Origin of the sequence: Nocardia sp. NPDC051321, assembly GCF_044455225.1 — a bacterium.
Lineage (GTDB): Bacteria > Actinomycetota > Actinomycetes > Mycobacteriales > Mycobacteriaceae > Nocardia.
Map to the genome: position 1 here is coordinate 31,113 of NZ_JBITEM010000015.1, position 24,739 is coordinate 55,851.

A 24,739-nucleotide genomic window follows, 5' to 3' on the forward strand; every position below is an offset into this window, starting at 1 on the left:
TCGATAGCCGGGCGTCAGAGGATCGCGGTCAGCACGCGCTCGAGTTCCACCGGCGACAGCTCATCGATGGTGGCGGCGTCCAATGCGGTCAGGACGTTCTCGTCGTCGGTGTTGTCCTCGACGCGAGCCTCCGTTGGCTGCTGGTCTGAAAACGGCTGGGCCACCTCACTATCGAGCGAACGCTCGAGGTACTCGGCGAACTCGGCAATCGTCGGATAGTCGAATGCCGTCGTCTCGTCGGGGACGAAACCCAGCGCGGCAGAGATCCGGCCGCGAACCTCCTCCAGCTGGATCGACGTCATGCCGATGTCGAAGAAGCCCATGTCGACGGCGGGCAACTCCCCCTCCGGGTAGGCAAGAGCGGCGCCGATCCACCCCTGCAGCCGCGTGCGAAGCAACTGGCGCCGCAGCGTCGGCGGCAGATCGGCCAGCTCAGACCGCAGGTCGCCGGTGCTGATCGCGGGTGCGACGGCCGCGGCGGGGCTGCTGGCAATGATCGGCGACGTTTGTCCTGTCGTCGGTCCGGGCGGCTGCGACGGTTGTCGGTCCGCTCGTCCGATAGCGGCTTGTGCGGGCCAGAACCGCTGGCGCGACAACGGGGTCGGCGGTAGGTAGGCCGGTAGCTCGATGTCCAGTTCCGGGTGGACGATGCTCCAGTCGATCGGAAATCCGACCGACCACAGGGCGGCCAGCCGGTGGTGGGAGCCGTCGGTGGCCAGCTGCCGAACATAGTTTTGGTCTGCGGCCGACCCATCGCCGAACATGCTCATCTCGACTCGGCTCGCGTAGATTCCCCTCTCGCTCAGCCGGTTTCCGCTGCCCTGATGTTCGGCGAAGAAGCGAAGGGACTCGACCGCGTCGGACAGCCTGGCCGTCACGAAGGCGAATCGGTGCGGGAGACCTGCTCGGTACCGCAGCAGGGTCTTGGCTACAGAGGCGAGTGTCACGGTGGTGGCGAACGCCGCTCGACGGGGCTCCCGCTCAGCCGCGTCCAGGTACGTGGCGAGGGTGTTTGCCTGGGCCGCAAGTGTTTCCGCGGTACGGCCGGATACACCGATGATGTACCGAGGCGCGGGTGCATTCATGGCTGGTACTCCTCGATCAGGACATGAACATTGGTGCCGCCCGCGCCGATCGAGGACAGTCCGGCGCGGCGCGGGGTGGCAGGCGCCCCCATTCGTGCGGGATCCCAGTCCTCGAGGGTTCGTTGGACGTAGACCGGCGAGTTGGTGAAATCGATGGCCGGATTCGTGCGCTCCGCGTGCAATAGCGAGGGGACCAGGGTGCGGTTGTGCAGTTGCAGCAATACCTTGGCCAGCTGCGCGACCCCGGCGGCGGCTTCGGCGTGACCGATATTCGATTTGACCGAACCGATCGCGCACCGCTGTCGCCGCGGCATCGCCATCTCGAAAGCGGAACGGATGGCGGCGATTTCGACCGGATCGCCCAGTCGGGTGCCGGTGCCGTGCGCCTCGAAGTAGGTGATCGTGTCCGGGGTCCAGCGGGCCTGCCACAGCGCCCGTTCGATGGCCGTGGTGTGTGCCGCCGGGCTCGGCACGGTGAAACCGTTGGTCCGGCCCCCATGGGTGAGCGCACTCCCCCGGATCACGCCGTAGACCCGGTCGCCGTCACACGCCGCGTCGGCCAACGGCTTCAGCAGAAACGCCCCCACCGCCTCCGCGGGCACGTACCCGTCACCCCCTTCGCCGAAGGCGCGGCAGCGGCCATCCGAGGAGAGGAACTGATATTCCGCCAGCATCTGATACTTCGACGGGTGCAGACTGAGGTTCACACCGCCCGCCACCGCGAGTGAGCATTCGCCACGGCGCAGGCTTTCACACGCCAGGTGCAGCGCGTACAGCGACGACGAGCACGCCGTGTCCAAAGTCAGACTGGGACCGCGGAAGTCGTTGAGATACGAGACGCGGTTGGCCACCGCGTAGGTCTGCGAGTTGATCGGGGCATACGAATTCGCGCCAGCCGCTTCGTGCTGCACGAGCTGATAGTTGTTGAAGCTCGCGCCGACGTAGACGCCGACCTCATTGTCATGCGCTGCCGGGAGCCGCTCCCGCGAGTAGCCCGCGACCTCCAGGCACCCGCGGGTGGCCTCCAGGAACAGTCGTTCCTGCGGGTCCATGAAAGCCGCCTCGACCGGTGCGATACCGAACGCCGCCGCATCGAAAAGGTCTACATCGGAAAGGAATCCGCCCCACTTCGAATAGACCTTGCCCGGCACATTGCGCCGCGGGTCGAAGTACTGGGCATGATCCCAGCGATCGAGCGGAATCTCGGCAACAGAATCGACTCCGTCGCAAAGGTTCTGCCAGAACTCCGGCACCGAGTCGGCACCGGGGAATCGAGCATCGAACCCGATCACGGCAATACCCTCTTCCGTCGACTCTCGCCGAATCCGTCGCCGTGCAACGGGCCGCTTGGCCGGGGGCGCGGCACCATTAGACGCCGGTTCGGGCGTGGGAGCGGACGCTGAGCCGAAGTGCTTCTGGACGCCGTCGGCGTGGTCACGCTGGATCCGGTCGGCGACCTCGCCGATATTGCGGCATTCGAAGAAGAGGGTCGCGGCGATGTCGCCGAAGCGTTCGGAGAGTTGCAGGTTGAGGGTGTGGATGATAAGCGAATCGATGCCGATGTCCGCGAATTCTGTTGCTGCGCGCAAGTTCTCCCGGGGAGACCGGGTTGCTTCGGCGATCAGATCGATGAGGAGCTGTTCCAGGCGCGCCCCGAACTCCGTTTCCCCGGCATTCGCCGAAACCGGCTCCACCACCGTCTTGCCTGCGAATGCCTGGCCGGAGTCGAGACTTTCAGCCGAACCGTCGCCACTGGATCCCGGCGTTGGCCGGAATGACGGGGACGTGATTTGCGGGTCCGACGGAGTCGCGTCCCGCACCGGCAGAGTGGCCACGTCCGCCGCTGGCCGAGTCGTCGGCACCTGACCGTCGATACGGAGATCAGTGTCCTCGTGCCAGAACGAATGCTGGTCGAACACATAGCCGGGCAGTCCCGGTAGTCGAGGCGTCTCGTCGAGTTGCGGCCCGGCCCAATCGACATCGCAACCGCGCAACCACAATTCGAGGAGCGCGGCCGTCATGGTGCGTGGTTCGCCGTCCGCGATGTGCACGATGTCGAGCGCTGACTCGGCGTCCCATGGCCCGAGCACGACCACGGCCGAAGACCGTTCGGCGAGCCCGGCGACGGCGGCCGCAAGGTCGGCATCCGGAGCCGGAAGCTCCAGCCTGCGCCCGGCATAGGACTGCTCGGTTCGCTTCGTGAGCGCACCGAACCGGGTGAGCCGCGCCGATCGCACCACCGCTCGATCACGGGCACTCTCCGCTAGCTCCGTCAGCTCCGCATCGCCGAATAGTGCTGCCACAGCGTCACTTCGGTCCACGATGCCGTCGCAGATAAGCACGGCCAGCTCCGCGGTCGCGGGTGGCAGCCATCCCGGCGGCGTCAATCCCCACGCGCGGTCGATCTCGCCTGCCGCCACATTCACCGCAAGCGCGAGCACCGCGAGCTGTTCCGGCGTGAGTTCCGGCGCCAGCTCGGCGAACCGGCGGATCGCGTCGACCACCGAAAAGCCTCGGGCGGACAGCAGCTGCTCCCACCGGCCGAGCGCTCGCGCGAAGGTGTGCTGGTGGTCGAGCAGCAGTGCCGCCTGCGTGATGTAGGGCGTGACCTCGGTCAGCGTGCTTGCGCAACCGGTCACCAGCTCACGCAGATAGTCCGCGTCGATCTCGTTGGGCAGCAAGCATTCCGCGCCGATCAGCACGGTGTACTGCGGTGGCGCCTGCAGCACCGGTGGTTCGTCGACGAGCAGGGCACCGACCGCCTCCTCCATCGGGATCGCCTGCGCGTGCACCAGCGCCGCTGCCGCGCCGACCGCATCGAGCGCGACCACCTCGGTGATCGTCACCCGACGGCGAGCCAGCTCGGCAAGCCCGTCGAGGTGCGCCACGAACCGGGTGAGGCGGCCGTCCGCGATGGACTCACCATCCCGGTCGGCGATCAGCGCGCGCAGTTCTCGACCGGCGGCGGAGTCGGACACGGCGCCGAGCCGCCCTGCGGCACTTGCCGAATCGTGCGGCGCGAGCACCACCATCGGCTCAGGCGGCGCGGCCACATGACGGACGGCACTCGGCTCGCCCCGCCGTACCGCGGCGAGCAGATCCGCGATGCCGTCCGCCGCGACCCCGAGCCGGTAGGGCAGGTTCAGCAGCCGCTGGTTCGCCGCATGACACAGCTGCGGCACGAATTCCGGTTCGGACCAGCGCGGTTCGTCCGCCCACGCGGCGAGCGTCTTGCGCAGTGCGTCAGGCGATTTCGCGGCCACCGTGAAGACTGCGGGTCCACGCCGCGGCGCCGGGGTACGACGGCCGACGGGCGCTTCGTATTCCTGCACTACCGCATGGCAATTGACACCACCGAAGCCGAACGAGCTGATCCCCGCGGTACGCGGGCCGTGCTCGCCGGGCCAGTCGACGAGGGCATTCGGGAAGCGAATGGTCGCACCGACGGCGTGCAGCAACGGATTATGGATCTCCATGTTCAACGTCGGCGCGATGCGACCGTGCCGCAGCATCAGCAGGATCTTGATCAGCCCGGCCATCCCCGCGCCCGCCTCGACATGGCCGATGTTCGTCTTCACCGAGCCGACGGCGAGCGGCGTGCCGCGGTCGCGGCCGTACACGCTGTTCAGCGCTTCGATTTCGATGGGATCGCCGAGGCTGGTACCGGTCCCGTGCGCTTCCACATAGCTCACCGCGGCCGGTTCGACATCCGCGGCGGCCAGCGCGCGGTTGATCACGTCCGCCTGGGCCGCGACGCTCGGCGCGGTGAGGCTCCGGTTGTGCCCGTTGTGGTTGGTGGCGATGCCGCGCAGCACACCGTAGATGTGGCAGCCGAGGCGCTCCGCCTTCGCGCGGGTGGTCAGCAGTACGACGCCGACGCCCTCCCCCGGCACATACCCGTTTGCGCGCCGATCGAAGGTGAAGCACCGTCCGTCGGGGCTGAGCATCCGTGACTGGGAGAACGCCAGATACCGCCACGGCGAGCAGATCACGTTCACCCCGCCGACCAGTGCGAAATCGCAGTCCTCGGTGAGCAGGTCGGCCCGGCCCTGCGCCAGCGCGACCAGCGAGGCCGAGCAGGCGGTGTCGACGGTCCTGCTCGGCCCGGTCAGGTTGAGCAGGAACGAGATTCGGTTGGCCGCGATGCACGCGTAGTTGCCGGTGGGGTCGAAGGCATCGACCTGCTTGTTGTTGGCGATCCCCTTGATCAGGTAGTCCTGCGCCATCAGCCCGACGTTCACCGAGGTACGGCCCGACTGCAGCAGGTCGATCGGCAGCCCGGAGTCCTCGACGCAGTGCCACGTCTCCTCCAGCAGCAGTCGATGCTGCGGATCGATGGCAACGGCCTCGCGCGGGGACAGGTTGAAGAACGCGTTGTCGAAGTAGCGCGCTCCGGCCAGCCTGCCAAGCCATTTCGTGTTGATCTTCCCGGGGTTGCGATCGCCCGGCGCGAAGAAGCGCTCCCGATCCCATTGATCGGGGCCGACTTCCGCGATATCGGAGTGTCCGGTCGCTAACGTTCGCCAGAACTGTCCGGAATCGCGCGCGTTCGCGTATCGGCAGGCGAGGCCGACCACGACGACATCCTGTTCCATCGCCTTCGACTCCCTGACCTTCAAAAAGCACCGTCGACGCGAATCTCCGGACGGCACAACACCGTTCGGACAACCACGGCGAGCGTGCACAACGTGACGGCGACAACGCCCATGGGGACCGCGCTGACCCCACCGAGCCCGACCAGCGGCGCGACCACCGCGCCGAACAGGAACTGCGTGCACCCGAGCACGGCTGAGGCGCTACCCGCCGTCGCGCCGTGCGGTTCGAGCGCGAGTGCGGTGGCGTTGGGCATGATGAATCCGATCGAGGACACCATGAGAAAGAGCGCGGGCACCAGGAACCACAGGCCGAGGCCGCCCATCGCGACGACAACGAGCACCGCGATACCGCCGAGCGCTAAGCCGGCCAAACCGATATCTAGCAGCGAGCGCGGCGTGCTGCGATTCAACAGCCTGGCATTGACCGCATTGGCCACCAGGATTCCCGCTCCATTGATCGCGAAAAAGACGCTGAACAACTGCGGCGACGCCCGGTACACCTCCTGGAATACGAACGACGATGCGGAGATGTAGGCGACCATCGCGCCGAACGCCAATCCGATGACGAGTGCATAACCGACAAAGGACCGATCCCGCACTACCTGGCGCATATCGTGCCCCATCATCACGAGCCCGCCGCCGCGCCGGTTGGCAACCGACAAGGTTTCGGGCACCCAGCGATACGCCAGCGCCAGAAACACCACACCCAATCCGGCGAGCACCAGAAACACGCCACGCCAGTCCATGACACGCAACAGCTGACCGCCGACGACGGGCGCGATGATGGGCGCGACGCCGTTGACGGCGAGCAGGATCGAGAAGGCTTTTCCGGCCGCCGCACCGTGGTACACGTCACGGACAACGGCGAACGAGATGACGATGCCCGCAGCCCCCGCGAGCCCCTGCAGCAACCGAAACAGGTCGAATACCAGCACATTCGGCGCGAGCGCACACAGCAGCGAGGTGGCGCAGAACAACGCCATGCCCGCCATCAACGGCCCGCGCCGTCCGCGCGCGTCGCTGATCGGGCCGACGAGCAACTGACCGAACGCGAGCCCGATGAGGCACGCGGTGAGCGAGGACTGCACCCCCGACTGGGTCGTGTGCAACGCGGCGGCGGTTTGCGGGAGGCTCGGCAGGTAGAGGTCGGTGGTGACCGGACCGAACGCGGACAGCGCGCCGAGCACGGCAATCAGCCGAACATCACGCATCCCGTTGCCGGCACCCTGTTCGAGAGTGCCGGTGCCCATGTCACCCACAGCGACATCCACGACGAACCTCCACCGGCCCTCCAGCGAGGCTCGAACCAACGTATGAATTCCCCTGTAACCCCTTGGTCGAAAAGTTTACTGAGACCGGCTTTAACTCTCGGTGAACTGTCCGTGGACAAGGCGACCGGGCTATATGACGGGCGTCACGAGGGGAAATAGGCCTACATTCTTTGCAATTCGCCCGAATAGGTCATTGCCGACAAATCAACGACCGCTATTTCAGGTCACGGTTCGCGCGGAACGCACCGGGGGTGTGTCCGAGCGCGCGGTGGTAGACCTCGATGAACGCGCTCGCCGAGGACCAGCCGCAGCGGTGCGCGACGACAGTGACCGGCACTTGATCGGCGAGTAGGCGCATGGCGTTGTGCAGGCGCAGCTGGGTCCGCCATTGCGGGTAGGTCATGCCGAGTTCGGTGCGGAACAGGCGGGTCAGCGTTCGTTCACTGGCACCGACTCGGCGGCCGAGCCCGGCCAGCGTCCATACCTCGGTCAGGTCGGATTCGACCAGCGCGCAAGCCTTTCGAAGCCGTTCGTCACGGGCGGCGGGCAACCGGAGCGGCTGCTCGGGGCTGCGGCGCAACTGATCGAGCAGCACCTGACGCAGCAGCACCAGCTCGGCATCGGGCAGCTCCGGCGACGTCGAGCAGGTGATGATGAGCTCACGGACCAGCGGCAGCGCGGCGAGCACCGACGGCGTGATCCAGTCCGGCGCCAGCTCGGGCGGGAAACCCACCGTGTGGAACCGGGTCGGACCGTAGAAGTGATGTTCGTGCCAGCTCCCGGCGGGGATCCAGATCGCGCGGTCTGCTGGGGCGATCCAGCTCCCGGCGTCGGTCCTGACCTCGGCCACCCCGGAACTCGGGTAGACGATTTGGTGGTCGACATGTCGATGCCGGTGGATGCGCGCGCCCCCGGCGAGCGTCTTCACCACCGTCGAATCCTGGCTGAATATCGACATGATCAGGCAGTTTATCGGAAGCCCGCTCCCTCATACCGTCCATAGGCTGCTGAATGGGTCCAGGAGGAGGTCTGTGATGGTGAGCACGGGTGTGCGAGACGCGACGTCGGTGGCGACCACTTCGGCGTGGAAACGTATGCGGTACTGGGTGATTGCGCATGCGGTCGATGATTTCTATCAGGGCTTGGTGCCCGCGAGCATTCCGTTTTTCGTGCTGGAGCGGCACTACAGCTATGTCGCGGCCTCGGGTCTGGCCCTGGCCGCGGCGTTGGGGAGTTCGCTCCCCCAGCCGGTGCTCGGCCTGCTCGCCGATCGGTGGCGGCTGCTGTGGCTCGCGCCCGCCGGGGTGGCGGTCGCGGGGCTCGGTGCCGGACTGGCCGGACTGGCGCCGACGTATCCCATGGTGTGGATGTTGTTGCTGCTGTCCGGGATCGGCGTCGCCGCGTTTCACCCGTCGGCAGGACGGGACGCGCGCCGGGACGCCGGGAACAGCGCGTCGGCGATGAGCCTCTTCGCGGCGGGCGGCAGCGTCGGCTTCTTCCTCGCCCCCGCGCTCGCCACGCCCGCGCTGGTTTCCTACGGCGTCAGCGCCACCGCCTTCTTCATCCCGCCGGCGGTGCTGATGGGCTTCGTGCTGTGGCGTTACCAGCTGCGGCACAGCACCGGCGCACTTGCCGCGCGGTCGACCGTCGGCCATGACCGATGGGTTCCGTTCCTGGTGCTCACCGCCATTGCCGTAGTGCGCGCGATCATCTCGTTCGGTCTGAGCACCTTCATCGCGCTGTATTGGATCAACTCGCTCGGCGGCGCACGCTCGCTCGGCGGGGCCGCGTTGACCGCCTTCATGGCCGGTGGCGTAGCGGGCACGCTGCTCGGCGGCCGGATCGCGGACCGCATCGGGATGCTGCGCACCGTCCAAATCGGCAGTGTCGCAGCGATTCCCGCGTTGGTGACGCTGCGCATCGTGCCGGATCCACAGCTCGGCCTCGCGGTGGCCGTGCTCACCGGCGTGACCGTGAACATCCCGTTCGCGGTGCTGGTCAAGCTGGGTCAGGACTATCTGCCCAATCGCCCTGGCACCGCAGCGGGAGTCACCCTCGGTCTGGCGGTGAGCGCGGGTGGGTTGTTCGTGCCCGTGCTCGGCACGATCGCCGATCATCAAGGGCCACAAGCTGTCCTGACCACGCTGTGCTTCGTCCCCGTCGTCGCGGTCGGCCTCGCGATGATCCTCCCCCACCCCGCCAACCGCGGCTGAGACCTTCAGAAGTCGACCACGCTGCCTTCGACCGCGACCGCCAGCGGCGACCTGCGAGCGAGCCGGGCGGCGGTGGCGCGGGCCTCGTCCAGCAGCCTATTCGTCACGGCCACAGACGAATCAGTCGAAGGACTCAGCAGGTGGCGATGTAGTGCACGGACGGCAGTAGCTCTCGCCACGTCCGCTCATCGATCTGTGCGGCGGCGGAGGCGCACAGTTTTTCCGCGACGGCGTCCGGGTCGGTGTACCAGAGTGCCGACAACTCGTCGCCGACGCCGAGCAGGCGCGACTCGTCGCTCGGGTCGAACTGCAGGAACCACATCCAGCCGATTGCCGCGGCGATCGGGTCACCGAGCGGTTTGATGTCGGACGGGTCGGCGATATCCCACAGCCGGGCGGTCTGGTCGTCGCCGCCGGAGGCCAGGCGGTGGCCGGATCGATCGATCGCCAGGGTCTGGATGGCCGCGGTGTGCGCGCGTACCGAGCCGAGGTCATGGACCCGGTCCAGGTCGGTGACGTCCCAGGAGCGAATCATGCCGTTGTCGTCCGCGCCGAAAAGGGTGCCGCCGCCCGGGCCGAAGACGAGGCTGCGCACGTTTGCTCCGCCCGCGTCGAGTGCGGTCTCGACCGGCTTGCCCGGATCGGCTATGTCCCACAGGTGGATTCGCGATCCGTCGTCGGCGGCCGCGACGAGCGCCCGGTCGGGTGCGAACACCGCGCGTTCGAGCACGCGGTCGTGTCCGGTCGGCAATTCACCGAGCGGGCGCGCGGCGGCCGGATCGGAGACATCCCACAGCCGCAGTGACCGGCGGTCGACGCCGGTGAGCAGCCGCTTCCCGCTCGGGTCGAAGGCGATGGGCCCACCAAGCCCGGTGCCGGGTAGCGTGCCGATCGGTTCCGGTCGGGTGGGATCGGCGAGATTCCACAATCGCACCTCACCGCCACCGCCCGTCGCCAGCAGTGCGCCGTCCGGCCGCAATGCGACCTGCGTACCGTGCGGGTCGGGCGGGCCCGCCGTCACCTCACCCACAGAACGGCTGTAGAACGGCTTGCTGATATCCCAGACGTTGACCTGGCCGTCGCGAAGCCCGCTGGCCAGCAGCTTGCCCGCCCGATCGAAGCCGACCGAGCTGAGCGAACCGGCGAACACGATGGGCACGTTCACCCCCGCATGGCTCCAGGTCCTGATCCGTCCGTCCGAGCCCGCGGTCACCGCCTGGGTGTCGGAGACGATCACGAAGGACTGGGCCGAACCACTGCTGCCGTGTATCTCCCGGCCGATCGGCGAAACTCGGTCGCGGCGGGTGGTATTGAGTGCGCGCATGGTGCCGCCGGCATCCGCGACGGAGAGCATCTTCCCATCCAGCCAGAACTGCAGATCGGTGATCGGCACCGGTCGCGACTGCTGCCTGCCGACGAGCTGTGCACGGCCCTGCTCATCGATATTCCACACCTGCACAACGCCATCCGCGGTGCCCGCCCCGAGTCGGCCATCCGGACCGAGCGCGACGGCCTGTACCGCGCTTTCGCTGTCGACCGGCGCCCCAAGCGCGGTCGGGTGGTCGGCGTCTGCCACGGCCCACAATCGCACGCTGCGGTCGCCGCCCGCGCTGGCAAGCACCGGCCGGTCCGGCGCCATCGTCAGCACCTCGACCGCGCCGGCCTGCGCGGCGATCGGCGTCCCACGGCGCTGAATGGCTTGCGGCACTTCGATATCGAGGAAGCTGAGCGTTCCGTCGGCGCCGCCTGCGACCACGGTGCGGCCATCGGGCAGGTAGGCGATGGCGGTGGCGGCCGTGCCAGTGGCGAACTCACCGCGCCCGCGAGCCTGGTGCGGATCGCGGACATCCCAGAGCCGCACGGTGCCGTCGTCGCCCGCGCTGGCGAGGACGTTGCCATCCGGGCTGAACGCGACAGCTTCGACATTGCCACGATGACCACCGAGTTCCGGCCCGGCTGCGGTGATCGCCCGGGGATCCGAGACGTCCCACAACCGGATGAAACCGTCGCTGCCCGCGCTCGCCAGTACCTTCCGGTCCGGGCTCAGCGCGAGGTCGCGGACCAGTCCGTGATGCGCCGCCGCCGAGGCGATGTCCAGCGGCAGCACCTGGGTCGCGAGCAGCCGGGCTCGCGCCATCGGGTCGTCCGGGCTCAACCGATACGCCGCGAGCGCGAGCTGCGCGGACAGCGCCGGGTCGACGCTCTGTACCCGCTGCGACTGCTCGACGAGTTGGCCGAGCACCACCCCCCGGTGTTCCTGTGCAACGGAGACACGTTGCACGACAACCACTCCCGACAAGACAAGCGCCAGCGCGGCAAGCACCGCGACAACGGACCAGAGCACCCGCCTGCGCACCGTGTTGGCGCGCTGCCGAGCCAACGAGGCGGCGACGAACTCGCGGGTCAGCAGATTCGGCGAGTCCGCGCGGCGCAGCCACGCCGCCGCGTCCTCGAGCCGGGTGCGCGAGTAGAGCAGCGACATCGGCCGGTCCTGGCGCGCCCATTCCCTGGCGTCCGCCTCGATGCGCTGGCGGGCGGGCGCGAATTCCTTCTCCTCGGCCAACCATCCGGCCATCCGCGGCCAGCCTGCCAACAGCAGATCGTGCACCAATTCGAGTTCGGCGCCGCGCTGCACCACTATTCGCGCTCGGATCAGCCGGGCGATGGTGGCCCGGGTGGCATCCGGATCCGTCGACTCCTCGATCAACTGCTCGACCGGCATCCGATTGCGCACGATCGTGGTCGGCCCGATGATCGTCAGCGCCACCAGCACATGGCGTGCGGCGTCGCGTTGCCGGTCGGTGAGCCGGGACCAGAACGCTTCGGCGCCGACCGCGCAGGCCCTGGCCAGCCCGCCCACTTCGCGGTAGGCCTCCAGGCTCAGCGTCCGGCCCCGCCGGTTCGCCCAGGTCGCGGCGAGCGCGAAGGACAGCAGCGGGAGCCGAACCGAGCTGTGCGCGTCCATCGAGTTCAGATCTCGCAGCAGCGTATCGACCAGGCTGTCCTCGATCCGCAGGCCGGTGGCGGCGGCCGGTCGGACGATCGCCTCCCGAAGTTCCTGCGGCGTCATGGGATCGAGCAACATCGCGTGCTCGCGCAGCACCATCGTCAACAGCGGGTAGCGCAGCAGCTCCGAAAGGTGCGCGGTGTCGAACGCGACGACGACGGTGGTGGGTGGGTCGGCGTCGGTGGCGGCGAGCGAGGCGAGCACGGTCAGGAACTGTTGCCGCAGTGCCTCGTTCGCGCACCGCGTGAACAGTTCCTCACCGCGATCCACCAGCAGCAGGCAGTGCCCGGACGGCCGCGCGTCGAGGGCGGTTTCCAGCGCGACCATCGGGTCGTCACCGGGGGTCATGGCGATCGGCGTCCGCGCGCCCGGCGCGGCCTGCAGACCGGCGGCGAGCAAGGAGGATTTGCCGACGCCCGCCGGGCCGAGCAGCACCGCCATGGCCGGCGCCTGGCTTGTTTCGACGTTCGAAATCAATTCGAGCAGTTGCCGTTTCGCGTCATCGCGGCCGAAGAACAAATCCCGGTCCTCGACTCGGTACTCCCACAGGCCGCGGTAGGGCTCGCGCCCGATGTCAATGCTCGGTGGCTCGACCTTGGCCGCCTTCCAATCCTCGTGCCAGCGCACCAGATCGAGCAGCGAAGGGTCGAGCCGCGGGTTGTCGGCGGCGCGGCGGCGGGCCTCGGCGATCAGGACTTCAAGCACCGGCCGCACCGCGATAAAGGTGGCAGGCGTTCGGTTGCCGCGCCGCCAGTCGCTGATCCGTTGCGGGGTGACCTTGCCCGCGCCGTCTGGGATGCGGGCGTTGGCGGCGCGGACCACCGATTTCGCCGGCGGCGTTCCGGCGGCGGCGAACAGTTCGCCGAACCGGGCGGCGAAGTGGCGACGACCTTCGTCCATCAGCGGTTTACCGCCGCGGGGAGGTCGCCGCGGCTGCCGCATAGACCAGCGAAGGGGACAATCGCATGTTCTCCGAGGTGTCGGGTGTCCTGGACATTGCCATGCCGAGCTGACGATGCTTCATGTGTGCGCGATAGCCCGAACGTATCAGTCAACGTCATCGACTCCGGTTTGCGACGCGATTGCCACAGCGGCGTGACGCGCACCGTGGCGGGCACGGTGCGCGTCACGTAGCGCTGTGCGACCTACGTCAGCCCCATCAGGATGGCGTTCTGCACCGCGGGCAGGAACCCCAACGAGGTCACCAGCGCCATGCCGACGCCAACGCCGAGCCGGCGATGCCGGTTCCACCAGCCGACCGGGCCGACCCGGGTCTGGTCGTGGCATCGGGCGATGGTTTCGGCGTCGCTGGCGTTCTGTTCGTAATAGCCGAAGCCGACCGGTGCCGAGGTGATGTCGAGCAGTCCGCCGAGCGGATCGGCGGTGCTACCGGAGAACCTGGTGTCGAACATGATCGAACCTCCTGGTGGCTGCGCTGGATCAGCGGATGGTTTCGGACCAGGGCCGCATCAGCGCGTCGTAGACCGCCCTGGTGAACTTGCCCCGGCCGACAAGGTCGCCGAGGGCCGCGGCCGTGACCGCCCGATTGACCGTGACCAGCGCGCCGATCGAGGTGAGCGACTTCAGTAGCCCGCTCAGATCTTCGGCGCCGGGTCCGGCTGTCGGCGACACCGCCTGTCCGGCAATGGTTCCCGCGATCTGAATATGGCGGGCGCGACCGAACTCCTTGGCCGTCTCGGCGGCGATCTGGGCCGGTTGCGAGTCGCCCGAGGCGCCGCCGAGACCGGCGAACAGACCGGCCAGGCCCGCGCCACCGGACAGCCCGGACAAGCCCTCCTGCAGTCCGTTGCCTGCCGCGGCGTTGAGCTGCTCGCGCTCGTCGGAGGTGAGTTGCGCGGCGCGCTCGATGATCTTGGCGACGTCGCGCCACTGCGGGCCGTACAGATACTCCAGGTGCAGGGTCGGGTCGTCGGGGTTGAATTCGGTGTCGACGTTGGTCGGTTCAGACTTCATGACGGACTCCTATGTTTTGTATTGCGTTGCGGGATAGTGATTTCTGGACTTCTCAGAGGGACAGTGCGACCAGTCGCCGGTCGTCTGTGTTGGTGATGTGCCCATCCGCCGCGTCGTTCCCGACGAACGGGAGCTCGGCGCGCGGGGCGGCCACGGCGGACGCTGGCGCGGGGGCGAGCGCCTTCTGCAGCGACGCGATGAGATCTTCGAGGCTCGCGGTGTCCTGGATGTCGTCCAGGAACTGGGTTCCGGTGGGCGTCATCCCGCTGTTGGAGTTGCCGCGCGGGGTGTTCTGGTCACGCCACGCTCGAATCGCGGAAACGAGGTAGGACTTGATGTCCGGGCTGGACAGGCAGACCAGCGGCACCACGACGATGACCGCGAGGAGCAGCAGCGGCAGCACGACCACTACCGGCAGCAGGCCGGCCAGCAGCAGCGTCGCCGCCGCGGCGAGCAGCAGCGGAGCACCGACAAGCGCCGCCCCACCGGCAGCCAACCCGAGTCCGGCAAGTGCGGCCGCGCCGAGAGCACCGGCCACACCGACCGGCACCGCCACCGCAAGCAGCGACGCGAGCAGCGCCACGGTCAGCAGCGCGGCCAATGCCGCAGGCACCCCGAAGGCGATGAGCGGCAACCCGATCACCGCGGTGACCACCGCGGCAGCCACCGCCACCGACGCCGCCACCGCGACGGCAGCGGCCAGCGCCAGCAGCGGCAACGCCGCCAGTGCCAGGGCGACCAGTCCGGCCGCCACCCCCGCGCCGAGCAACGCGACAACCGCGCCTACGGCGATGGCGCCAACAACCAGCGGCGCGATGGCAAGCGTCGCCAGCGTGACCGCACCGACGGTCAACAGCACCGCCGTCGTGATCACCGCACCAAGCGCCAGCGCCCCCACCAGGGTTGCGACCGTGGCAATCGCGGCCAGCCCGAGCGCACCGAACACGAGCAGCGCGGGCAGCGCCATGGCCAGCGCGAACGCACCGAAGGCGAGCAGGCCAGGCAAGGCCAGCGCGGTCACCACCGCAATTGCACCGAAAGCCAAGGCGCCCAACGCAATCGCCACCGGCAGGCCAACCGCGGCGGCCGCGGCAAGCGCGAACGCGCCCAACACGAGGAGCCCCGGCAAGGCCAACGCGGTCGCCACCGCTATCGCGCCGAAGGCCAAGGCACCCAACGCAATCGCCACTGGCAGACCCAGTGTCACCAGCGCGCCGAGGGCCAGCGCACCGAACGCGGCGAGCGCAGGCAGTCCGAGCACGGCCGCGGCGACAACCGCACCCAGAACCAGCGCACCGAGCACCACCGCGACCGGCAACCCCAGGGCGGCAAGCAGAGCGACCGCGCCGATCGCCAAGGCGGTCAACACAATCGGTGCCGCGATACCCAACACCGTGAGGGCGACAGCACCCGCGGCCAGCAGCGCGCCAACCGTTGCGACCGCACCCAGCGCGAGTGCACCGAACACGAGCAGCGCGGGCAATGCGACTGCGGCAAGCACGATCAGCGCCGGAATCGCCAATGCTGCCAACGCAACCGCGCCCACCGCGAGCAGCGCACCGATCACAAGCACGGCACCCACCGCGAGGACCGCCAGTACCACCGGTGCGGCAACCAAAGCCAGCACCGTCAAGGCGATGGCACCCGCCGCAAGCAACGCACCAACCGTCGCGACCGCCCCAAGAGCCAACGCGCCCAACGCGATCAGCGCGGGCAGTGCCAGCGCTATTGCTCCGAGGACGAACGGTGCGGCGAGCACAGCCAGTGCCAGCGCACCGAGCACGAACGGTGCCGCGAGTACGGCCAGCGCCACAACTCCGGCAATCAAGAGCGCACCGAGCACGATCGGCGCGGCAGCCAGAGCCAGTGCACCGAGTGCCAACGCACCGAGCACCGCGAGAACTGGCAGCGCCAGCGCCGCGATAGCGAGCGCACCCAGGACGAATGGTGCGGCGAGTACCAGCGCGCCGAGGATGAACGGTGCCGCAAGGAGAGCGACCGCCGCAGCGGCGATTGCCACCGCGACAGCCAGGCCGGCCAGCGCGGCAAGTACAGGCGCGCCGAGCACCGCGGTGACCACCAAGGCGGCGAAGGCGAGCCCGGCCAGCACGGTCAGGGTGCCGACCGTGAGTCCGGCGACCACCACGGCAGCAGCGGTCAGCGCAGCGGCCACCACGAGCACCGCAACGACCGCGATCGCGCCTAGCGCGAGGAGCGCGGGCAATCCGGTCCAGCCCGCGAGCAGCACCACCGCCACCGCGGCGACGGCCAGCACGCCAAGGGCGACAACAGTTCCCAACGCGAGCGCGCCGAGCGTGGCCAGGCCCGCGAGGGTCGCCGCGACGACCGTAACCACGGCCGCCAGTGCCAGTGCGGCCAGTCCGATCGCACTCGCGACGCCGAACACCGTCAGCGCGATGACCGCGGCGAGGGCGAGCGCACCGAGCACGATCGCGCCGACGACGCCGATCGCGGCGAGTGCGATGAGCGCCGGTATGCCGGTCCAGCCGAGCAGCACGACCACCGCCACCGCGGCAAACGCGAGCACTAGCGTGGTCACCACGCCGGCCAACGCGAGCGCACCAAGGGTCACCGTCCCGGCCAGCCCCAACCCGAGCGCACCGAGCACGACCGCCGCGGTCACGGCGAGCACCGCAAGTGCGGCGGCACCGAGGCCGAGCAGGATGGGTGCCGCCGCGATCGCCAGCACAGCCGCGCCGATGACCAACGCGGTCAGAATGGCCGCACCCGTCGCGAGCAGCGCACCGGTCCCGATCACAGCACCAAGTGCCAACGCGCCCAACACAATCAGCGCAGGCACCGCTAGCACAGCGAATGCGACAATGGCCGCAATCGCCAGGGCACCGAGCACAAACGGGGCGGCAATCGCAGCCAGCACTGCCGCACCCACGACACCGGCGATAACCAGCGCCAACACGGGCAGTGCGAGCACGGCGAGCGCAACCACTGCCGCAACGGCCAGCGCACCGAGCACAAACGGCGCGGCAATCGCAGCCAACACCGCGAGCCCGATCACCGCCGCAACCGCAAGTGCACCGAGCACGAACGGCGCAGCAATCGCAGCAAGCACCACTGCCCCAATCGCGAGCGCACCAAGCACAAACGGCGCGGCAATCGCGGCCAACACCAGCGCTCCCACGACGCCAGCGGCGACTAGAGCCAGCACCGGCAGTGCGAGCACGGCCAGCGCAACCACCGCCGCAATTGCGAGCGCACCAAGTACGAACGGCGCGGCAATGGCAGCCAACACTGCAAGCCCGACCACTGCCGCGATCGCCAACGCACCGAGCACAAACGGCGCCGCGAGAACCGCGAGGGCGATCAGACCTGCTACCGCTGCCACGGTGACCACTGCGGCGAAGGCACCGAACGCGAGCAGCGCGGGGGCGCCGAACACCGCGATCACGACGAGCGCCGCGAAGGCCAGTGCCGCGAGGGTGACCACGCCACCGACGGCGAGGGTGGCGAGCGTGGCCAGTAGGGCGGTCGCGAACGCGGCGATCACCACTATCGAAGCCACCACACCCGCGGCGACCACGATCGCGGCAACCGCGGCGATGATGCCGATGACGATCAGGGCGGGCAATCCCGTCCAGCCGAGTACCAGGAAGACGATCGCCGCGGCAAGAGCAAGCACGCCGACAACTGCCGCGACACCGAATGCGATGGCGGCGAGGGCGATTACCGTCGGCAACCCCAGCGCGAAGAGTGCGGCCAGCGCCGCGAAGGTCACCGCGGCGATCACGATCAGCGCGGCTACGGCGAGCGCGGCCAGCGCGACCGTCTCCACGACGGCGAATACCGTCAACGCGGTGACCGCGGCAAAGACCAACGCGCCGAGCGTGATCACGCCGACCAAGCCGATCGCGGCAAGCGCGATCAAGGCGGGCAATCCGGTCCAGCCGAGCAGCAGCACGACAACCAGCGCGGCGAAGGAGAGCACCGCGACCGTCGCGACACCGGCGAGCGCCAACGCGGCCAGGGTCACCGTTCCGGCGAGGCCCAATCCGACCAGGCCGATTACCGCAAGCGCGGGCAACGCGATCGCGGCGAGCGCGATGCCGCCGAGCACCACCAAGACCGGCAGCGCGACAACGGCGAGCACGATGCCGATGACAATGAGTGCGGGCACGGCGATCGCGGCCAGCACGATGGCACCGACCACCAGGGCCGCGATGATGATGGGCGCGGCCAGCAGGGCAACGACGCCGATCGCCACGACACCGACGATGCCCGCGATTACCACGGCGGCGATGACAGGGAGCGCCAGCAGCGGCAGGGCCGCATGCCGGGTGCTGAACAACCCGTCGTTGTTCAGCAGGCTACGGATTTCGGTCAGCACCGGCGCCAGCGCCGCGTGCAGCGAAGCGCCGGGATCCGCGATGAGCTGCCGGATGCCTTCGGCCAAGCCCTGCAACGGATCTCCGTCACCTACGGTCTGGCCGAGCATCGGCGTCACCAGATCACGTAGCGCCTGGATGGGGTCGGCGCCGTCCTTGGGGAAGTCGAAGAGAGTGCGCGCCTGACTGATCAGGTCCTCGATGGGCGCGGCGATCGGGTCGCGGCGGGCGCCTGCCTGCTCGATCGCTTGATTGACGAACGAGAGCAGATCCTCGACGGGCTGACGCAACGGACCGCTCGGGAAGGTCTTGTCGGCCCAACCGGCCAGTTGCTCCAGATCGACGCCGGTGCTGATGACCTGCTGCGCGACGGCGGCCATCTCGGTGACCGAGGACGGCACGAAGCCGATCGGACCCGAGGCGGCGATGGTGCCGGGCGGCGTTGCGGCGAGGGGCGTGTCCGCGGGCCGGGACTGCTCGGCCGGGGCGGCCGGCGGCGTGGTGAAGCCGCGGATCAACTGGCCCGCGCCTTCGGCAGGGGTGCCTGCGGTCACCGTGTCCAGTGCGCCCAGGGCCTGATCGACGGCGTTCTGTCCGGCCGGTCCGAGGTTCGTCGCGATCTCGCCGAGTTCGGGAACCGCCGCGCCGATGTCCGGCACCGATCCGCCGAATTCCGTGACGGCACCGTTGACCGCGTCGCCGAGGCCGGGCGCGGTCGAGTTCAAGCCGGGGATGAGTTCACCTGGAATCGAGGGAAACGCGGGCGCTTCGGCCGACGCCTCGCCGGTCGACACCATGGCGGTGGCCAGCGATGCGAACGCGGCCGCCGCGTAGAGGCCTCGGCGATTACGTTTGGCTACCTTGCGATGCCGCGCGGCGCTCTTGGTTGTACGAGAACGTTCGTTGACTGCAGACATGGGAGAACCTTTCGATCGAACAGGTGATGCAGCGAATACACAGCCGGATTCGACTGGGCATGCTGAGCTCGCACAGAGCTCTCCGAACGACGACGATTCGAGGTCAGACCGGCCCGCTTTCGCCGGTCGCGCAGACGGCTCGGGACCATCCACCGTTGGCTCCTACGGTGGTCCCGATCCGGGTGTGCATTACGCCGCCGATATCGCGGCAGCGGATGTACGCGTGCTGCCCCACGCCGGCCCCGGGCTCACACGTGATCGTGAGCTGATTCGGCACCGCGTAGTCGGAGGTGCAGCCGGCGGGAGGTGGGTCTGCCGAGGCCGAGCCTGCGACGAACCCCGAACACACGAGGGTCGATACATAGACGACAGCTAATGCTGTGCAGTTGGTGGTTCTGTTCATGCATTCAGGTTTGGGACACGGCATGGGCGCGTCAACAAAAAAGTTCAGTGATCGGCACATCCTCGCAGGTGGAAGGCCTGCGACTACTAATCCTCCGCGGATTATCCTTACGGGATGCTGACGTGAAAAACTCTTGACATCTAGTTTCAGTGGCGCAGTTCACTACCGCCAAAATGCAATGTAGCTACTTCGCAGCTAACTAGATTTGAACCGTTGCCTCCGGCCCTCGATCCAGACCAAGCGACCACTACGCGGCTTAGAGTGAACCGCCCCCGGACAGCCAAGACTCATGAAGCAGGGCGTAGACATATCGGACAACTCGGTCCGCAGCCGGGGCGACCAGTTCGACCGCTCGCTCGCGGCGGCTAGCCGATGCGGCCGTTGCTCAACCCGAGCCGTTCGCCGATGTCAGCGATGCTCATGCCGTGGTCGTGAGCGTCCTCGATCGCGGTCTGGCGGATACCGGAGAGTTCGGCGATGCGGAGTTGGTAGTGGGTGATGAGATTGGCGGCGAGTTGCGCACGGCGGATCGGATGCGCCACCGAGCGAATTTCGTCGACATCGTCATCCAGCTGGATGGGGTCTGGCTGACTTACCGGCGTTTGCGCGACGACAAAAGAACCGCGCCGCGGAACGGTCCGCACGAGTCCCTGGTTGCACAGCACTTGGATTGCCTGCCGGATCACCGAACGCGATACGCCGTGCCGCTCGGCCAGCTCAGCGTGGCTGGGTAGCTGAGCATCGCCGGGAAGGGTCCCGTTGCGAATCCGCCGTGCATAGTCGTCCGCGATGGTGAGGTAAGCCGCGTCGGCCATCGCGTCGATCCCTTCCTCTTCGGTAACTGCGTTCGAGCGTACGGCGGCGAATGCGATCACGTCGGGGTCGACGATGGGAGCTGTTGCGTTTCAACGATTCTTAAAGGTCTGCGCAGCTACGCTTGTCCGCCCGGCGGGATGACCACACAGCGCCACGGCAGCTGAGGAAGTTCCGTCAGCTGCTCCGCCCGGAACCCGACCGGGTCTCCCTCAACACAGGCGGTATCCAGGTAGAGACGGTCGAGTTGGTAGCTCCAGCCGAGCGACGCGTCCGGGTGACCATCGGCGCGCAGCTGCCAGCTCAATGGGTCGCGCCGAAGGCGGCGGGTCGGTTCGGTCGTTCGCGGATCAGCGAGCAGCGCTGCCCACAATTCGTCATCGGTCATCGACGCGATATCGGCCGCTCGTTCGGGGGCGTGGTCGAGCAGGACACCGACCAGCCCGCGCAGCGCGCCGTTCGCTAGCGCGTTCTCCCAGCTGCACAGATACAACGCTTCACCGAGCGCCAATTCCGCCAGATAGTCGGCGGTAGCCCGATCGGTATGCACCGCCCCATCGACAAGTCGCAGCTTCGCCAAGGTGTCCGGTGGCGGTTCGGACAATCGAGCGTGCGCGCGACCACTGCGGACGAACGACTCGAGGTGATCGAGTTTGAGCCCGCCCGGCAGGCCCCGCAGGACCGACACGGTGTTCGGCTCTTCCATCCGCAGCACGGCATCCACCGCTATGCCGTGTTCAGCCAGCAGCGGTGCCAAGCTCCGGACACGTTGCCGACCCAGCTCGTGATGCCGCAGCCCGGCCACGCCTTCGAAAGTGTGACTGAACGGCAGATGCCCGATGTCGTGCAGCAGCGCCGCGACCCGGGCAACCTCGTCGTCCGGCGCGAAATGCGCCACCAGACTGAGCAACCCGAGACTGTGCTCGAGTCGGCTGTAGGTCTGATGGGTCGTCACGGCGGCCGCACCGGCGTGGGTGATGAACTGCAGCCGCCGCAGCTCCCAGGTGCGCAACAACTGTCGTTCCACCGGCGTAAGCCGAAAACCCACCGCCCACATCGGATCTCGATACCAGCCGTCGCGCCCGAGAATTCCGGACACCGAGCGGGTGTGGCCGTTCAAGCCGATTCCGTTGCTACGCAAGTCTCTAACCCCCGGGGTCCGCGAACACAGGCACCGTTCGACACTCTGCCAGACACCACATCGGACGCGATAGGGCGTCGCGCCTCGCGATCCGAGTGCGGCCCCCGACGGAACCGTCGAGGGCCGCCAGCAAGATCGGCCCGGCTTACCCAGTGGCGACCAACGCCTCATCCGGCGCAGGGCGGGAGGTCTTTCGGCGAGTGCTGAGCGTGAGGAGTAGCGAAGCCGCGGTCAGTGCCACCCCGTACCAGAAGACACTTCGGACCCCCAAATGATCCGCGAACAGTCCACCGAAGAGTGCGCCGAGCGCAATGGATGTGTTGTAGCCCAACGTATTCAGTGACATGGCGGCCTCAAAAGTGTCCGGCGCGGCAGCGAGCGTCATGTTGATCTGGCACAGGTTCATGGCGCCGAAGGACACTCCCCAGAGAGCCAACGAGATGATCAGTCCGACCAGCCCATGACCGATGGTGAGCAGCAACAGCAGCGATGCCACGAGTCCCGCGCAGGCGACGATGAAGCTGGCCCTGAGATTCTTGGTCACGGTATATCCGGCGATGAAGTTCCCGGCCGCACCGCCTGCGCCATAAACTATCAACAATCCGGTGATATACGCAGGCGTGACAGCTGAATTACCTTCCAGGAAGGGGCGAATGAAGGTGTATGCCCCGAAATGACCGAGCACATACAATATGACGGTAAACATCACCACACGCAGCTGCACATTCTTGAATGGCAGCCCGAATACTTCCCTGACCGAGACCGCATTGTCCGATGGTAGCGACGGAACGATCGCCGCGACCGCGAGGAAGACCAGCGCGCTGAGGCCGCTCCAGATGAGGAACGTGGTTCGCCAGCTGGTGAGACTTTCCAGGAATGTGCCCAGCGGCATGCCGACCACCGTGGCGATCGAGATACCGGACAACGCGATCGCGGCTGCCCTGCTCGCGTGCCGTTCCGGAACAAGACGCATTGCCATGCCGACGCCGATGGCCCAGAACACGCCATTGGCGAATCCCATGACCAGCCGCGCCGTCAGGACCAGCGGATAATTCGGCGAAATCGCGGTGATCAGGTTGCCGAGCGCCAATATCGCGAGTAGCGAGGACAGCAGCATGCGTCGGTTGACGCGCCTGGCCCAGGCCACGATAAATGGCACGCCGAGGCCCGCTGAGATGCCGTACAACGTAACCATCAGTCCGGCGACGCCCACCGATATGCCGAGGCTGGTACTTACCGGAGTAAGCAGGCCGACGGGCATCAGTTCAGTCGTGACGAAGACGAATAGACTGGCAGTAATTGCGGAAACGCCAAGCCATGATCGCAGGGCCGAATACGGATGTTCATCTTGTGTAGCCAACTGCTTCTTTCTGATTGTTCAGGTAGCGCGAAGCTCTCGAGGCCGACCGATCGTCGCACCGAGCCTCAATGCTGGAGCGGTGACCGGCCAGACGGAAACAATTCAGCCGTCACCGAATAGGGGACTCTCCCGACCTCCTCGGCAGGAGGTCACATCAAAGCTTAGTTTCCATGGAAGATAGATTACTTTCCACGGAAGGTATAGTCAAGGCATGGCCGTAGATCGCACCGCACGCGAACCCGACGACGTCGATCAGATCGTCGGTCAGTGGCGCACCGAGCGCCCCGACCTCGACCCGGGACCCATGCAGGTGATCGGCCGAATCACCCGCTTGCACTGGGCATTCGACGAGCAGCTCAACCGAGTGTTCGGCGACTACGATCTAGGACGAGGCGAATTCGACGTACTCGCCACGCTGCGCCGCTCCGGCCCCCCATTCGAGCTGACCGCCGGCGAACTGCGGGACTCGACGATGGTGACCTCTGGTGCGGTCACCAAGCGCGTCGACCGCCTGGAACACACCGGACTGGTCAACCGGCGTGCGGCCGCGGACGACGCCCGCGGCCGCCTGATCCAGCTGACCGACCGAGGCCGCGACGTCATCGACAAAGCAGTCGAACAGCACCTGGTCAACGAAGCACGGCTACTCGCCGGCCTCACCACCGACGAACAGCAGGCCCTAACCCGCCTGCTGCGCAAGCTAACTCAGACGTTGCCGCCGCACGGAGGCTGAGCCCGTTGCTGCTACTGGTGACAATCTTCGGTTCGTCGGTGCCAGTAATCGGTCTCGTCGGCGGTGCCGCGTTCGGCGAGCAACGCACGAAGGCCGTTCATCGCGCGGGGGTGGTTTCCGCAGGCGGCCCAGCGGAACCAGCATTCGGCGTCGTCCATCTCGCCGCGTTCGGCGTGTATGACGGCCAAGTTCGTCATTGCGTCGAGGTGGCCTGCGTACGCCATTTGGCGGTACCAGAATTCGGCGTCGTCATTCGGTAACCGTCCGGCGCGCATGATGTCCAGGTTCATCATCGCGTGTGGGCAGCCCGCGGCGCCGGCTTGCCGGAACCAATATTCGGCACTGCGCTTCGCACCACGTTCGGCGAGAAAGAGGCCGAGGATATTCATCGCCCACGGGTCGTCGGCGTTCGCGGCGCGACGGAACCAGTTTTCCGCCTCCGGCATCTCACCGCGCTCGGCGTGCAGGATGCCGAGGGTGCACATGGCGCGTGGGTGCTCGGCGGCGGCCTGACGATGCCAGTATTCGGCCTCAGGTGTCTCACGACGCAATGCGAGCAGGATTCCGAGATCGGTCATCGTCGTGGTCTCCGCAGGTCCGTATCAGGGCTTCTGTTGTGCAACGTTGATCGTGTTCAGTTCGCGCTCCATTGCCCGCGCCGCGGAACGGCAGCCATTGGCACGGAGCGCCGCGATGCGCGCCGTCACGGCCTCGGGGCCATAGGCGGCAATGATGTCGAGCAGACTGATCCGGTTGCCTAGTCTCGAGTTCATAGTTGTCGGAAATGCACTGATATTCATACTTTCCCCCAAACGGAAATGACAGCTGATGCGCGAGGCTCCCCGAAGACCTCGTGCGAACATTGT

15 protein-coding genes are annotated in these 24,739 nt (G+C 67.5%); 2 read left to right on the top strand and 13 right to left on the bottom strand.

What is annotated here, in order from left to right; genetic code table 11:
- Window positions 1-14: 14 nt before the first annotated feature.
- The 4 genes from ACIA8C_RS32470 to ACIA8C_RS32485 form a co-directional block, all read right to left on the bottom strand.
- Window positions 15-1,085, bottom strand: a complete 1,071-nt coding sequence (locus tag ACIA8C_RS32470) for a phosphopantetheine-binding protein (protein ID WP_397141328.1) — start codon at window positions 1,083-1,085, stop codon at window positions 15-17.
- Window positions 1,082-5,680 (bottom strand): beta-ketoacyl synthase N-terminal-like domain-containing protein, encoded by a 4,599-nt coding sequence (locus tag ACIA8C_RS32475; RefSeq protein WP_397141330.1) that lies wholly within the window; start codon window positions 5,678-5,680, stop codon window positions 1,082-1,084. The genes ACIA8C_RS32470 and ACIA8C_RS32475 overlap by 4 nt, the downstream gene beginning before the upstream one ends.
- Before the next feature lie 20 nt (window positions 5,681-5,700).
- On the bottom strand, window positions 5,701-6,951 hold the full coding sequence (locus tag ACIA8C_RS32480; RefSeq protein WP_397141332.1) for a multidrug effflux MFS transporter: 1,251 nt from the start codon (window positions 6,949-6,951) through the stop codon (window positions 5,701-5,703).
- A gap of 214 nt (window positions 6,952-7,165) precedes the next feature.
- The gene (locus ACIA8C_RS32485) at window positions 7,166-7,909 is read right to left on the bottom strand and encodes an AraC family transcriptional regulator (RefSeq protein WP_397141334.1); all 744 of its coding nucleotides are present in this window, start codon (window positions 7,907-7,909) and stop codon (window positions 7,166-7,168) included.
- 76 nt (window positions 7,910-7,985) lie between these two features.
- Between ACIA8C_RS32485 and ACIA8C_RS32490 the strand changes: the two genes are divergently transcribed.
- The gene (locus ACIA8C_RS32490; protein ID WP_397141336.1) at window positions 7,986-9,164 is read left to right on the top strand and encodes an MFS transporter; all 1,179 of its coding nucleotides are present in this window, start codon (window positions 7,986-7,988) and stop codon (window positions 9,162-9,164) included.
- 133 nt (window positions 9,165-9,297) lie between these two features.
- Here the strand turns inward: ACIA8C_RS32490 and ACIA8C_RS32495 are convergent, their stop codons facing one another.
- The 7 genes from ACIA8C_RS32495 to ACIA8C_RS32525 form a co-directional block, all read right to left on the bottom strand.
- Window positions 9,298-13,071 carry an NACHT and WD repeat domain-containing protein gene (locus tag ACIA8C_RS32495; protein ID WP_397141338.1) on the bottom strand — a complete coding sequence of 1,258 codons (3,774 nt, stop codon included), beginning with the start codon at window positions 13,069-13,071 and terminating at the stop codon, window positions 9,298-9,300.
- Between the two features lie 245 nt (window positions 13,072-13,316).
- Complete coding sequence (locus ACIA8C_RS32500) at window positions 13,317-13,583, bottom strand: hypothetical protein (protein ID WP_397141340.1); 267 nt, start codon at window positions 13,581-13,583, stop codon at window positions 13,317-13,319.
- A 28-nt stretch (window positions 13,584-13,611) separates the two neighbouring features.
- The gene (locus tag ACIA8C_RS32505; protein WP_397141342.1) at window positions 13,612-14,145 is read right to left on the bottom strand and encodes a hypothetical protein; all 534 of its coding nucleotides are present in this window, start codon (window positions 14,143-14,145) and stop codon (window positions 13,612-13,614) included.
- A 52-nt stretch (window positions 14,146-14,197) separates the two neighbouring features.
- Window positions 14,198-19,423 carry a hypothetical protein gene (locus tag ACIA8C_RS32510; protein WP_397141344.1) on the bottom strand — a complete coding sequence of 1,742 codons (5,226 nt, stop codon included), beginning with the start codon at window positions 19,421-19,423 and terminating at the stop codon, window positions 14,198-14,200.
- A 768-nt stretch (window positions 19,424-20,191) separates the two neighbouring features.
- Window positions 20,192-20,701, bottom strand: a complete 510-nt coding sequence (locus tag ACIA8C_RS32515) for a GntR family transcriptional regulator (protein WP_397141346.1) — start codon at window positions 20,699-20,701, stop codon at window positions 20,192-20,194.
- Window positions 20,702-20,757: 56 nt separating this feature from the next.
- The gene (locus ACIA8C_RS32520; protein ID WP_397141348.1) at window positions 20,758-21,780 is read right to left on the bottom strand and encodes an HD domain-containing protein; all 1,023 of its coding nucleotides are present in this window, start codon (window positions 21,778-21,780) and stop codon (window positions 20,758-20,760) included.
- Window positions 21,781-21,925: 145 nt separating this feature from the next.
- Window positions 21,926-23,140: an MFS transporter gene (locus ACIA8C_RS32525; protein ID WP_397141350.1), complete on the bottom strand. Its 1,215-nt coding sequence runs from the start codon at window positions 23,138-23,140 to the stop codon at window positions 21,926-21,928.
- Between the two features lie 211 nt (window positions 23,141-23,351).
- On the opposite strand from ACIA8C_RS32525, the gene ACIA8C_RS32530 reads away from it, so the two are divergent.
- The gene (locus tag ACIA8C_RS32530; protein ID WP_397141352.1) at window positions 23,352-23,873 is read left to right on the top strand and encodes a MarR family winged helix-turn-helix transcriptional regulator; all 522 of its coding nucleotides are present in this window, start codon (window positions 23,352-23,354) and stop codon (window positions 23,871-23,873) included.
- Between the two features lie 11 nt (window positions 23,874-23,884).
- Here ACIA8C_RS32530 and ACIA8C_RS32535 read toward each other — a convergent pair whose 3' ends face one another.
- Window positions 23,885-24,451, bottom strand: a complete 567-nt coding sequence (locus ACIA8C_RS32535) for a tetratricopeptide repeat protein (RefSeq protein WP_397141354.1) — start codon at window positions 24,449-24,451, stop codon at window positions 23,885-23,887.
- A 24-nt stretch (window positions 24,452-24,475) separates the two neighbouring features.
- Window positions 24,476-24,673 carry a hypothetical protein gene (locus tag ACIA8C_RS32540; RefSeq protein WP_397141356.1) on the bottom strand — a complete coding sequence of 66 codons (198 nt, stop codon included), beginning with the start codon at window positions 24,671-24,673 and terminating at the stop codon, window positions 24,476-24,478.
- Between the last annotated feature and the right edge of the window lie 66 nt (window positions 24,674-24,739).